This window comes from Pseudoalteromonas sp. 20-MNA-CIBAN-0454, assembly GCF_040308685.1.
Classification (GTDB): domain Bacteria; phylum Pseudomonadota; class Gammaproteobacteria; order Enterobacterales; family Alteromonadaceae; genus Pseudoalteromonas; species Pseudoalteromonas nigrifaciens.
Window position 1 is genome coordinate 1 of sequence record NZ_JBEOOB010000055.1, and the last position, 13,306, is coordinate 13,306.

Here is a 13,306-nt window from a genome sequence, read left to right on the forward strand (position 1 = left end):
GCAAACGCTGAAAGTACAACTGACGATGCACCGCAAAACGAGGCCCCCGTTGATGACAAAAAAGCTGCTGTAGCCGCAGCCATAGCTCGCGCTAAAGCTAAAAAGGCCGCACAACTAGCAAACGCTGAAAGTACAACTGACGATGCACCGCAAAACGAGGCCCCCGTTGATGACAAAAAAGCTGCTGTAGCCGCTGCCATTGCTCGCGCCAAAGCTAAAAAGGCCGCGCAATTAGCAGACGCTGAAAGTACAACTGATGATGCGCTGCAAAACGAGGCCTCCGTTGATGACAAAAAAGCTGCTGTAGCCGCTGCCATTGCTCGCGCCAAAGCGAAAAAAGCCGCTAAAGCATTAGCCGATGCTGAAAGTACAACAGACGATACACCGCAAAACGATGCACCCGTTGATGACAAAAAAGCTGCTGTAGCCGCAGCCATTGCTCGCGCCAAAGCGAAAAAGGCCGCAAAAGCATTAGCCGATGCTGAAAGTACAACTGACGATACACCGCAAAACGATGTACCCGTTGATGACAAAAAAGCCGCTGTAGCCGCAGCCATTGCTCGCGCCAAAGCGAAAAAGGCCGCAAAAGCATTAGCCGATGCTGAAAGTACAACTGATGATGCGCAAGTAACGAGCGCTGTTGAGAATAACGACGCCGCATCTAGTACTAAAGCCGACGAGCCTAAAGCGAACGATGACAAGAAAAAAGCCGCAGTAGCTGCTGCTATTGCTCGAGCAAAAGCCAAAAAGTCTCAAAAAGAAGGAAATGATCAGTCGTGAAATTAACCATGGCCAGTTCGCCTCACAGCCATAGCCATAAATCGTTAACCCGATTAATGCTTTGCGTTATTGCTGCGTGTATTCCTGGGCTAATTGCTCAGATCATCTTTTTTGGTACAGGTGTGCTTATTCAGCTCATATTAGCGCTGATTGCTGTAAGTGTATTTGAAGCTGCAGTAATGCTACTTCGCAAACGCCCCGTTTGGCCTGCGTTAAGTGATGGCAGCGCGTGGCTTAGCGCAGTACTACTTGCATTGAGCATTCCGCCATTAGCCCCTTGGTGGATAGTTATTATTGGCTGTTTATTTGCCATCGTTATAGTTAAGCAGCTCTATGGTGGTTTAGGGTTTAATTTATTTAACCCTGCTATGGCCGCTTATGTATTATTATTAATTTCGTTTCCGGTACAAATGACCGCGTGGATGCCAATTACCGAGTTATTAAATACTCCGATTGGTTTTACCGAGCAGCTTAGGGTTGTTTTTACCGACTTTACTGCCACCGGTTTTAGTTTAGATCAAGTACGTGCAGGTATAGATGGCATTACTATGGCAACCCCACTGGACACTATTAAAACAGATATTGCCCATGGTTTAACCGTAACCGAAAGCATGCAAAAGCCGATATTTAATGAGTGGGCTGGACATGGATGGGTGTGGGTTAACTTAGGCTTTTTAGCCGGTGGTTTATACCTTTTAAAAGAAAAAATAATTAACTGGCATATCCCAGTAAGTTTTATTGCAAGCTTAGCACTGTGCAGTGGCATAGGTTATATAGCAGCGCCCGGTACAGAGCCTGGTATAATATTTCATCTATTAAGTGGTGCCACTATGATGGCTGCATTTTTTATTGCTACCGATCCGGTGTCGGCTGCCACTACCAATAAAGGGCGCTTAATTTATGGCGCAGCTATTGGCTTATTAGTGTATTTAATTCGCACCTTTGGTGGCTTCCCTGATGCTGTTGCTTTTAGTGTATTACTGCTCAATATTGCTGTTCCCTTAATTGACTACTACACACAGCCGCGCACTTATGGCCACGGAGCAGCAAAATGATACTATCCTCTATGGCTAAAAACGGCGCTATTTTAACTGCTTTTGCATTAGTGACTACAGGGCTGGTTGCCTCTATTAATATGCTTACCGCCGATAAAATAGCAGAGCAAGAGCTATTGCACCTTACTTCGCAATTACAAGAAGTGCTCGACCCGAGTACTTACGACAACGAGCTATCAACAGATTGCGTTATTATTTCAGATGAACGACTAGGCCCTTACGCTAATCAAATAGTTTACCGTGCCCGTAAAAATAATGAACCTGTAGCCCTTATTGTAAGGCATGTAACGCCAAGTGGTTACAGTGGTGATATTAACTTACTTACCGCGGTTTTAAGTGACGGTAGTATTGCCGGTGTGCGTACCACTAAGCACGAAGAAACCCCAGGCCTTGGCGATAAAGTAGAAGTTAAAAAATCACCGTGGATCACTAGCTTTAAAACGTTAACTGTACAAAGCAGTAGCGATGCACGTTGGGCGGTTAAAAAAGACGGTGGCCAGTTTGATCAATTTACCGGTGCAACTATTACACCTCGCGCTGTGGTTGGCTCGGTAAAAAATGCCGTATTATTTGCTCAAAGTGAATTTGATGCTATTTTTGCAGCACCTAATGCCCAATGTGTAGAGGTAACTAAATGAGTGAATTAAAAACACTATATAAAGACGGTATGTGGGTCAACAACCCTGCCCTAGTACAGCTATTAGGCCTTTGCCCACTGCTTGCTGTTACGTCTACCATTACTAACGCACTTGGCTTAGGGCTGGCTACACTGCTTGTTTTAGTGGGTTCTAACATTAGTGTATCAATAGTGCGAAACTGGGTACCTAAAGATATTCGTATACCGGTATTTGTCATGATTATTGCCGGCTTTGTAACTATAGTGCAGCTATTAATGAACGCTTATACCTATGGGCTTTATCAGTCGTTAGGTATTTTTATTCCGTTAATTGTTACTAACTGCGCCATTATTGGTCGCGCTGAAGCATACGCGTCTAAAAACCCAGTTCACTTATCGGCGTTTGATGGGCTAATGATGGGTTTGGGATTTATGATTGTGCTTGTTGTTTTAGGCGCAATGCGCGAGCTAATTGGGCAAGGCACTTTATTTGATGCCGCCGACTTGTTACTTGGCCCTTGGGCACAAAGCCTACGCATTGAAGTATTTAGCTTTGATAATCAATTTTTACTCGCAATTTTACCACCGGGTGCCTTTTTAGGTCTTGGGCTACTTATTGCCGCTAAAAATGTAATTGACGCACAAATAAAATCAAAGCAAATTGCACCGCCAGAGGCTGAAAAAGGCCCTCGTGCTCGTGTTACTAGCTTAACTTAATAGGAAAAGCGCACATTAATAAGGTGTGCGCTTAAGTAATATGAATAAAGAAAAACGCCACCAAATTCTTACTCGCTTACGCGACGATAACCCGCACCCAGAAACCGAGCTTGAATACTCAAGCCCGTTTGAGTTACTTGTCGCTGTAACGCTCTCAGCGCAAGCAACCGATGTAGGCGTTAATAAAGCCACTCGAAAGTTGTTCCCTGTGGCTAACACACCACAAGCCATTTTAGATTTAGGCCACGATACACTGCGAGATTATATAAAAACCATCGGCTTATTTAATTCTAAAGCGGCAAACGTTTACAAAATGTGCCAAATTTTGGTGGATGAACACAACAGCATAGTTCCCGAAAACCGAGAAGCACTAGAAGCCCTACCTGGCGTTGGCCGTAAAACCGCAAACGTAGTACTCAACACAGCCTTTGGCTGGCCTGTAATAGCCGTGGATACACATATATTTCGTGTATCTAACCGTACCAAGCTTGCCATGGGTAAAGATGTTGTCGCTGTAGAACAAAAGCTTGAAAAGGTTGTACCAAAAGAATTTAAAGTAGACGTACATCACTGGTTGATTCTTCACGGGCGCTACACCTGCGTAGCGCGTAAACCAAAGTGTGGCAGCTGTATTATTGAAGACTTGTGTGAGTTTAAAGATAAGACTGAATAAAAATGAACTAATTGACATATTTTGCAACTAATATATAGTTGCACCCTCAGGAATGGACATCTATATTATGGGTAAACAAGAAAAGTTAATCGCAAAATTATTAACCAAGCCTAAAACATTTATTTGGAAAGATTTGTGCTCAATTATGGAAGGTTTAGGCTTTGAAATTCTTGAAGGGAGTGGTTCTAGGAGAAAATTTATTAATAAAGAAATGAGCCTTTATGCCAGCTGGCATGAGCCTCATCCTGGAAATGAAGTGAAACAGTATGTCATTAAAGAAGCAATTCAGTTAATAAAGGATTATCGTAATGAGCAATAAATCCATATCATATAAAGGCTATTTAGCTTCAATTGATTTTTCAATTGAAGATGAGTGTCTTGTAGGACGTATCGAGCATATCAGGGATAGTATTGTTTTTGGTGCAGATACTTTACCTGAATTAATCAATGAGTTTCATAACTCTGTTGATGATTACCTAGACACTTGTAAAATCCTAGGAAAAGAACCTGATAAACCTTTTAAAGGGTCATTCAATATTCGAGTTACGCCCCTGCTTCATAAAGAAGCAGCATACGCCGCAACAGCATGCGGAGAAACATTAAACCAATACGTATCAAAGTCTATTGAAAATAGGTTATCTAATACTACCAATATTAATTTAACAATTAATTCAGCTGCTGAAGTAAAAGAGTTAACTAGATTACCTATTCATGCAGATATGGATTGGCTTAGGTCTACTCACACAACGTTGAAAGGTGAAAATAATGTTAGAAGCCATTAATCTTGCAGGAAAAAAAATATCCTCTTTTGTTTTCAAAGAATCTGAGCAAATCGAAAGTTTAAACGTAGCTAACAGTGATGGCTTTGTGACTATCGAGCTTTCTATACCAAAAATTACTGCGGTCAAAGATGAAATATATGAAGTATCTTATTTTATTACTGTAAAAGGTTATATTAATAACGATGGTAGTGACACAATAGATGAGTGTGATGACAAAACCGAATTATTTAACTTCAGTTCAGAATTTTCTTTAGCGTACCATTCTAAGTATGATTTAGGGCAATTCCAAAAGCTTCATGATGGTAATGAGTGGTACTTTGAAAAAGATGCTCATTTTTATATGAATGAATACATAAATAAATTTTTAATGGATACACGGTTTAGAAGTATTAAAATCCCTCTTCAACCATAAAGTACCTCTTGGCCACTTTATGTGGCCACTACAAGTTACAAACCCCACACCGCAATTAAATATCATCTAGATTGAACTAATTTTAATCCTAAAATTTCAACAGCCGTGTCAATGAAATAGAATAATTATTAGAACATTTTCAAACTATTAATTTCACAAGTATCAATCCTTTGGTTATGCTACTAAACATTATGAAATTTTATTGCGAAAACGCCTATGTTACCTTTACTGCGAATCTTGTTAATTGAGCAAGACCCTATCATCTTGCAAGAGCTTTCAACGAATCTGTCGAAAACGATCCCTAACTTTGAGCGAAATGATGTTCATATCGACATAATTGAATGTCTTGATTTAAAGCAAGCGTTGGAATATGTAGAGGAAGATGGTGATATTCAAGCTGTGGTTCTCAGTTGGGATGTACACAACAAGGGCGAGAGAACATATAGTCGCTTTATCGAGCAGTTAAAAGGGATCCGTATCGAGTTGCCTGTGTATGTAATCGGCGACGACACGAAAGGGTTAGAAATAGTTAACGAGTCGGGGGAAATTGAGTCTTTCTTTTTTAAAGATGAGGTGATTTCTGACCCAGAAGCTATATTAGGTTATATGATCAACGACTTCGATGATCGAGGAGAAACCCCATTCTGGACGGCATATCGCCGTTATGTTGGCGAAGCAAACGATTCATGGCACACACCTGGCCATAGCGGCGGTTCTAGCTTTAGAAACTCCCCTTATATCAAAGATTTTTATCAGTTTTATGGCCGTAATGTATTTGTTGGCGACCTGTCGGTTTCAGTCGATTCGTTAGGTTCATTGTCAGACAGTACCAATACCATTGGCCGTGCTCAAGAATCAGCAGCGGCGACGTTTGAAGTTAAGCATACCTATTTCGTTACGAACGGTTCATCTACCTCAAATAAAATCATTTTGCAGACATTGCTGCGCAAGGGCGATAAAGTAATCATCGACCGAAATTGTCATAAATCTGTGCACTATGGCATATTGCAATCAGCTAGTTTTCCTATTTATTTATCGAGTATTTTAAATCCTAAATATGGGATCTTCGCACCACCTTCGTTGGCCGACATAAAGCAGGCGATCGAGCAAAATACCGATGCAAAATTGCTGGTTCTCACTGGTTGCACTTACGATGGCCTACTTAGCGATCTGAAACAAGTGGTAGCTTTTGCCCATCAACATGGTATTAAAGTGTTTATCGACGAAGCGTGGTTTGCTTACTCCCTTTTTCATCCCAGCTTACGCTATTATTCTGCCATTCATGCTGGGGCCGACTATATCACCCATTCTGCGCATAAAGTGGTATCGGCGTTTTCTCAGGCGTCTTATATTCATATTAACGATCCTGATTTTGATGCCGATTTCTTTCGAGAAATTTACAGCATATACGCCAGCACATCGCCGAAGTATCAACTTATAGCGTCGCTTGACGTGTGCCAAAAGCAATTAGAAATGGAAGGCTATAAGCTGCTCAATGCCTTGTTAAAACATGTGGAAGAATTTAAACAACAAATGGCCTCGCTTAACCATATTAAAGTGCTTGGTAAGCAAGACTTTATGGAAATATTTCCGCATTTTAGCGGAGACAATATGGGCCATGATCCACTAAAAATTCTCATCGATATTAGTCAATTGCCTTATTCGTTAAAAGATATTCATAAATTCTTGCTGGATGAAATTGGGCTAGAAATAGAAAAATACACTCACAGCACTATCTTGGTTTTACTGACGCTTGGAGGTACGCGTTCGAAGATCATTCGTCTGTACAATGCATTAAAAAAACTCGACAGCGGTAAGGTAAAACTGTCAACATCGACGCGTCGCTCCCGCTTGCCGGAGAATTTACCTGCCATCGACCTAGCGTGTATTCCAAGCGATGCATTTTATGGCGAACGCGAATCTGTGCCTATTAGCAAAAGTAACAACCGCATTTGTGCCGGTTTAGTTACGCCATATCCACCGGGCATCCCACTGTTGGTTCCGGGGCAGCATATAACTGAAGATCATATAGAGTATCTGAAAGAGTTAGCGGGACAAGGATTGACGATTCAGGGAAGCTTCGATGGCGAGATCTATGTTCTTAAAGGCAAGGTTAAGAAGTAAGGCGTCTTTTGGTCATAGTCTTTTTACTGAGCAGCTGTGTCGCTAGGCATTGCTGCTGTATAAAGCGTTATTGAGTTAATTTTTGAATTACTATTTTAATGTTTAGCTGTATTTTATTTAACGAATAAATAGCTTAGCCATAGAAAACGGTGTTATTAGTATTAAAAGGCTCAACAGATCTGTTGAGCCTAACATACCGAGTAACTTACCTTAGCTTACTAACAAGCTATTTTTATGAGCTGTACCGATTTACACAATTTAAATCGTTAAAACATTGCTCTAGTCTTGCGGCCATATGCTGCTCTGTATGACGAAGCCATACGCGAGGATCATAGTATTTTTTATTAGGCTTGTCGTCCCCTTCTGGGTTACCAATTTGCCCTTGTAAATACGCTTGTTTGTCTTGGTAATAGTTTAAAATACCGTTCCAACACGCCCACTGCGTATCTGTATCGATATTCATTTTTACTACGCCGTATGTTAACGACTCTGCAATTTTATCGTACTCAGAGCCACTACCGCCATGAAACACAAAATTGATTGCGTTATGCTCTAAGCCAAATTGTTTTGCTACATAGGCCTGTGAGTCTTTTAATATAGTAGGAGTAAGCACAACATTACCCGGTTTATATACCCCATGAACATTGCCAAATGACGCCGCTATAATAAAGTTTGGACTAATACGACTTAAGCGCTCGTAAGCGTAAGCTACATCTTCTGGCTGGGTATAAAGCGCAGAGCTATCGAGATGTGAGTTATCCACCCCGTCTTCTTCACCACCGGTACATCCTAGTTCAATTTCTAGGGTCATGCCTATTTTTGCCATGCGCGCTAAGTAACGTTCACATATTTCAATATTTTCTTCTAAAGATTCTTCTGAAAGATCGATCATGTGCGAACTAAAAAGCGGCTTGCCAGTAAGTGCAAAATGCTGCTCGCCTTCATCTAATAAACCATCAATCCACGGTAATAATTTTTTTGAAGCATGATCGGTATGCAGCATAACCGCTACGCCATAATGCTTAGCAACAGAGTGAACATACTTAGCAGCACTAACCGCGCCAAGTACAGCCCCTTGGTGTTCAGGTAGCGACAAGCCCTTACCACAAAAAAACTGCGCTCCACCATTTGAAAGTTGAATGATAACCGGTGACTTCATTGTTTGCGCGGCTTCAAGAGTTGCATTTATAGACGAGGTACTAACAACGTTAACTGCAGGTAATGCATATTGATTTGTTCGGGCATGCTTATATACCGCACTTACTTCATCGCCAACTATAACGCCGGGTTGAATAGTTGTAGCTAAATAATTCATTATAGGTTCCTTACTGTTTTAAAGCTTTTATACAAGCATCTGTAATTGCTCACCAGTTTTGTTGCTCTACTCACCCTTTTTAGCAACGCCTGTTACGGCAAAAACTAACAGAGCAAAAAATACAGCCGATAAAAAATCAATACCATCACACAAAGATGGCGGAAAATGTTTTTGCTCATCAAAGCCGTATTTTAACGCCATAATATCACGGTATTAAAAACACCGGGCAATACTGGCACATTACAGTTAACAAGTTTGCTGAGTGATTTTGGTTACGTAGCAGTTGTACCTATTAAATCGGTACCCACTGCACATACTTGCTCTAGTATAGCTGTATTTATGACTGTACCTGTACCTACTTTACGCTTCGGCTGGTGTTTTTATTGCTTTTAATACCTCAACTAAGCTTGCGCCTTAGTAGAAACAGAGCAATTAGATTCTGCACGCTAAATAAATGCCATAGTGAAGTTGTTTAAGAGGTTGTGCAACCTAGATGTATTGCAAATCTATATGAAAACCATAGAATGTGCATCAAGACTTACTACTGTTATATTTTCTGGCCTGCGCTGAATACGCAATTATATTTTGAGTCTCAAATTGCAGTGTTTTACTCTGTGTATGGCCAAAGTAGCTGCTAAGCAAACATGCGATATATTATAAAAATGAGTTTCAGCTTACTTTTATAATAAGCGCTATTTTGCGCAGTCTTCGTCATGTTGTAACAGTATTTTTTAAATTTAAAGACAATCCAAGGGTGCTTAAATGCGTTTATTACACACTATGTTACGTGTTGCTGATTTAGAAAAATCAATCGAATTTTATACCAAAGTACTTGGGATGAAAGAGTTACGCCGTGCAGATAACGAAGAATATCGTTATACCTTAGCCTTTGTTGGTTACGGAGACGAAAAAGACAATACGGTATTAGAGCTAACCTATAACTGGGATCAAGACAGTTACGACTTAGGCAATGCTTATGGCCATATAGCCATTGAATTTGATGATATTTACAAAACATGTGCTGATATTAAAGCTGCCGGTGGCAATGTTAGTCGTGAACCTGGGCCTGTAAAAGGTGGTACTACTGAAATTGCTTTTGTAAAAGACCCTGATGGCTATGCAATTGAGCTTATTCAGAAAAAAGAAGATATGAGTCGTTTTTAAATTTGTATTAAAGCAAGTAGGTTTAAATTAAAAAGGTGCTTTTAGCACCTTTTTTTAGCGCAATTGACTGTCTTTACTGCCTCGGCGATTAAAAGCCCCCACTGTTGCGCTCTTGCCTTCAATTGCTTGCTGGCATGCAACACAATAACGAACACCGGGTAACGCCAATCTACGCGCTTGAGGGATCGCAGCATCACATTCTTCGCACAACTCAGCACTTGAGCCTGAAGCCAAATTACTGCGAGCGTACTGAACAGCATCGTTAACACTTGCGTCTATTTGATCTTGAACTGCACCTTCTCGTGCCCATCCACTTGCCATATATAACCTCCTAATGAGTTGGACGTTTATACTTATAATAGCTATTAACAGCTTTATTGGCACTGAATAGAACAAAAAAGCCGCTTGTAGCGGCTTTTTGTTTTTAATCGATTAATTTTAACAGTTATAAACTGTAATCAATCACCTGCATGCCTAACTTTTCAAGCTCAGGGCGCAAGGTTTTGGCATCACCAACAACTAAATAAATCATCTCTTTAGTGTTTAAATGTTTTTTAGCTAAGGCGTTAACTTCTTCTTTGCTAATATTACTAACAATTTCATTTCTTTCTTTTACAAAGCTAGGTTTTAAATCAAACTCTAATATTTGTGCTAAAAAGCCAAGTTTTGCATTAGGTGTTTCGTATTTAAGCGCATCTTTTTGGTTAATAGCTTTGCGCATAAACATAAGCTCTTGGTCTGTTACACCATTTTGAGCGTAGTTATTAAGCTCGTTGGTAAACTCTGTAATAGACGCAGCAGTAGAATCTGCTCTCACCGCTGCAGAGGCTGTAAAGCCACCTGATGTTTTATCACCCCAAAAATGAGAGCGAGCACCATAAGTGTAGCCTTTATCTTCGCGTAAATTTAGATTGATACGGCTGTTAAACGTGCCACCCAATGCAAAGTTCATTAAGTTAGCTTTAAAAAACTCACCGGTAATATCTTCAACCATGCCACGCTTACCAATACGAATTTCTGATTGCGGTGCGCCAGGCTTATCAACTAAATAAATTACATTTGTTTGTACTTTTGGCTCAGCAAAATTTAAATCAACGCTTGAAGCTTTGCCCTGCCAGTTTGTAAGGGCAGCTTTAATTTTAGGTTCAATTGTTGATTCTTTTAAATCAGAAACAATAATAACTTGGGCACCCTGCGGTTTAAAGTTTGCATTATAAAAAGCTTTAACATCATCGAGCGTAATGGCTTCTATACTTTCAACAGTACCGCTACTTGGTAGTGAAGCTATGTTATTTCCGTATAGTAATTTGCTATACGTATTAGAGGCTAAATAACCTGCATCTTTCATTGAATGTTGGATGTTTTGAATGCTTTGCTTTTTATTACGCTCAAAGTCATCTGCATTAAATGCCGGTTTAAATAACTTTTCTTCTACAAGCTTTAATGTTGCATCTAGATTTTTAGTTAAGCTAGAAACATATACATTTGTATGTGTTTTATCAGCGTATATGCTTACTTGACTACCCAACTTTTCAAGCGCGTTACTCATTTGCTCTGTGGTGTAGTTTTGCGTAGCCTCACTCATTAGCGATGCAGTCATTGACGATAAACCCACTTTACTCGCTTGTTCATTATACAAGCCACCCGGAACTTTAATAAAAATAGCAGTCGTTGGCGTTTCGGTGCTTTGAGTACCTAATATTTTAATACCGTTTGCAGTATTAGCTTGCCAAAGTGCAGGAACATCCACAGCAGGATTTGCGCCGGCCTCTGGATGAACACTTCGGTCAAATGTATCAACAGCTCTTCGTGCCACTAAATCATCAGCTGAAGTTGTAGATGGACCTCCAAAATCATGCGTTTTAGGAGTAAAGTTGTCTGGGGCAGCTATAAGTTGTGTCTGCCCTTCTGGCACAACACTCATAATAACGGCAGATTTATCTTTGATATATTGATTAAAAACACGCATTACATCAGCTTTTGTAACTTTGTTATAACGTGCAATCTCATCTTTAGCTGAGTTTGGATTACCAGTAAATGTTTCTGACGCGGCTAGTTGAGAGACTTTACCTGATACGCTTTGCAGACCAAAAATTGCACCCGATTCTATTTTAGCTTTTACTTTATCTAAATCATCTTGTGTAACGCCTCGCTCTTCAAATTCAACAAATGAATCACGAATGATTTTTTCCATATCAGCTAACGTTTTCCCTGCTGTAGGATTTGGTAAAGCATAAAGACTAATTGAACACGCTAACTCTTGGCATGGGTGATTTGCACTTGCTTGAACAGCAAGTTGAGTTTTAACTAAGTTTTTGTATAGTAATGAATTATTACCACCACCTAATATTTCAGCAAGTATATCCAGTGGTGCTTCATCTTCAGAGCGAGCGTAAGTCGTTGGGAAGCTCATGCTTAATAAAGGTAAATGAACTTTATCTTCCATTGAAATATATCTATCAGCATCTAGTGTTACAGCTGTTTTTTCTACTGTAGGAATTTCAGGGCCTTTTGGGATTGGCGCAAAGTATTTAGTAACTAAAGGCAGTATTTCATTAGCGTTGATGTCGCCACCAATAGTAAGCGTTGCATTATTAGGACCATACCACTTTAAAAAGAATGCTTTTAAATCATTTACATTTACGCGATTAAGATCGTCCATAAAACCAATTACAGGCCATGAATATGGATGACCATCAGGGTACATTGCTTGAGCAACACGCTCACCTAAGCGACCATAGGGGCGATTATCAACGCGTTGGCCGCGCTCATTTTTTACTGTTTCGCGTTGTACTTCAAATTTTTCTTGGGTTACAGCATCGAGTAAAAAGCCCATTCGATCAGCTTCTAGCCACAACATCTTTTCTAATTGATTTACAGGTACTGTTTCAAAATAATTTGTTCTATCTGAGTTAGTAGTACCATTTAAAGTACCGCCTGCTTCAGATATTATTTTAAAATGTTCCTCATCAGCAACATTTTCTGAACCTTGAAACATCATATGCTCAAAAAAGTGAGCGAAGCCTGACTTACCCAACTCTTCGCGAGCAGAACCAACATGGTATGTTACATCAACGTGTACTAAGGGGTCTGAATGATCCTCATGCACAATTACTGTTAAACCGTTATCTAGTTTATATTTTTTATACGGTATGTTGATTTCACCTGCATTAGATTTCACTGATTCAATAAGTGTAACGCCAGGAATTGATGTTTCTGTAACAATATTTTTATCAACAGCTTGAGTTGAGCTATTACATGCAGCTAACCCTGATGCAAGTAAAACAGCGAGTGCAATTTTTGTGAGTTTCATTTTTTAGTCCATATTTAAATTAACTCAATGAGTTTAAAGACTAATTAAAAGTACAACAAGGAATATGGAACAATTGTAAGATTGGTTTTGTAACGAAGTGTAAATAGATAGATATAAAAATGAAGTGTGAAATGAGGGTATAAATTTGTAGTTTTATTCTTATAACACTGCACTAGCTTATTAAATAAATTAAGCGGCATTTACAAGATATAATTGTTCTTGATAACGTCATGAATAGAACGTCTGGTATCACACTGCTTTATACAATACTTAAAATAAGTAAGTGGCGTCCCCAAGGGGATTCGAACCCCTGTTACCGCCGTGAAAGGGCGGTGTCCTAGGCCTCTAGACGATG

General features: G+C 39.8%; 13 protein-coding genes, 1 tRNA gene and 1 pseudogene. 10 read left to right on the forward strand and 5 right to left on the reverse strand.

The features are described 5' to 3' along the window. The 9 genes and pseudogenes from AAEZ22_RS17295 to AAEZ22_RS17335 form a co-directional block, all read left to right on the forward strand. Positions 1–780 (forward strand): annotated as a pseudogene (locus AAEZ22_RS17295) (electron transport complex subunit RsxC); the annotation flags it as partial. Continuing rightward, complete coding sequence (gene rsxD, locus AAEZ22_RS17300; RefSeq protein WP_041454387.1) at positions 777–1,835, forward strand: electron transport complex subunit RsxD; 1,059 nt, start codon at positions 777–779, stop codon at positions 1,833–1,835. The pseudogene AAEZ22_RS17295 and the gene rsxD, both read left to right, overlap by 4 nt. Continuing rightward, a complete protein-coding gene (gene rsxG, locus AAEZ22_RS17305; protein WP_352298169.1) occupies positions 1,832–2,473 on the forward strand; it encodes an electron transport complex subunit RsxG in 642 nt (213 codons plus the stop codon). The genes rsxD and rsxG overlap by 4 nt, the downstream gene beginning before the upstream one ends. After that, positions 2,470–3,168, forward strand: coding sequence for an electron transport complex subunit E (locus AAEZ22_RS17310; protein ID WP_182683227.1), 699 nt, complete (start codon positions 2,470–2,472; stop codon positions 3,166–3,168). The genes rsxG and AAEZ22_RS17310 overlap by 4 nt, the downstream gene beginning before the upstream one ends. Before the next feature lie 40 nt (positions 3,169–3,208). After that, the gene (gene nth / locus AAEZ22_RS17315; protein ID WP_352298173.1) at positions 3,209–3,841 is read left to right on the forward strand and encodes an endonuclease III; all 633 of its coding nucleotides are present in this window, start codon (positions 3,209–3,211) and stop codon (positions 3,839–3,841) included. Positions 3,842–3,908: 67 nt separating this feature from the next. Next, positions 3,909–4,160, forward strand: coding sequence for a type II toxin-antitoxin system HicA family toxin (locus AAEZ22_RS17320; protein ID WP_182682108.1), 252 nt, complete (start codon positions 3,909–3,911; stop codon positions 4,158–4,160). After that, positions 4,150–4,623: a type II toxin-antitoxin system HicB family antitoxin gene (locus AAEZ22_RS17325; RefSeq protein WP_182682107.1), complete on the forward strand. Its 474-nt coding sequence runs from the start codon at positions 4,150–4,152 to the stop codon at positions 4,621–4,623. Before AAEZ22_RS17320 ends, AAEZ22_RS17325 begins: the two co-directional genes overlap by 11 nt. Further along, positions 4,607–5,035 carry a hypothetical protein gene (locus AAEZ22_RS17330; protein WP_182682106.1) on the forward strand — a complete coding sequence of 143 codons (429 nt, stop codon included), beginning with the start codon at positions 4,607–4,609 and terminating at the stop codon, positions 5,033–5,035. The genes AAEZ22_RS17325 and AAEZ22_RS17330 overlap by 17 nt, the downstream gene beginning before the upstream one ends. Before the next feature lie 216 nt (positions 5,036–5,251). Then, complete coding sequence (locus tag AAEZ22_RS17335) at positions 5,252–7,159, forward strand: aminotransferase class V-fold PLP-dependent enzyme (protein ID WP_179806768.1); 1,908 nt, start codon at positions 5,252–5,254, stop codon at positions 7,157–7,159. Between the two features lie 232 nt (positions 7,160–7,391). On the opposite strand, the gene fbaA is transcribed toward AAEZ22_RS17335, so the two are convergent. Both fbaA and AAEZ22_RS17345 read right to left on the reverse strand, forming a co-directional pair. Then, the gene (fbaA, locus tag AAEZ22_RS17340; RefSeq protein WP_011327779.1) at positions 7,392–8,474 is read right to left on the reverse strand and encodes a class II fructose-bisphosphate aldolase; all 1,083 of its coding nucleotides are present in this window, start codon (positions 8,472–8,474) and stop codon (positions 7,392–7,394) included. Between the two features lie 66 nt (positions 8,475–8,540). Continuing rightward, positions 8,541–8,675, reverse strand: a complete 135-nt coding sequence (locus AAEZ22_RS17345) for a hypothetical protein (RefSeq protein ID WP_011327778.1) — start codon at positions 8,673–8,675, stop codon at positions 8,541–8,543. Positions 8,676–9,236: 561 nt separating this feature from the next. Between AAEZ22_RS17345 and gloA the strand changes: the two genes are divergently transcribed. Next, a complete protein-coding gene (gloA, locus tag AAEZ22_RS17350; RefSeq protein WP_011327777.1) occupies positions 9,237–9,638 on the forward strand; it encodes a lactoylglutathione lyase in 402 nt (133 codons plus the stop codon). 54 nt (positions 9,639–9,692) lie between these two features. Here gloA and AAEZ22_RS17355 read toward each other — a convergent pair whose 3' ends face one another. The 3 genes from AAEZ22_RS17355 to AAEZ22_RS17365 all read right to left on the reverse strand — a co-directional run bounded on the left by AAEZ22_RS17355 (position 9,693) and on the right by AAEZ22_RS17365 (position 13,305). Further along, entirely contained in the window at positions 9,693–9,959 is a 267-nt protein-coding gene (locus AAEZ22_RS17355; RefSeq protein ID WP_089367986.1) for a DksA/TraR family C4-type zinc finger protein, read from the reverse strand. A 124-nt stretch (positions 9,960–10,083) separates the two neighbouring features. After that, complete coding sequence (locus tag AAEZ22_RS17360; protein WP_352298178.1) at positions 10,084–12,951, reverse strand: M16 family metallopeptidase; 2,868 nt, start codon at positions 12,949–12,951, stop codon at positions 10,084–10,086. Between the two features lie 284 nt (positions 12,952–13,235). Beyond that, a tRNA-Glu gene (locus AAEZ22_RS17365) sits at positions 13,236–13,305 on the reverse strand. Position 13,306: the final 1 nt, after the last annotated feature.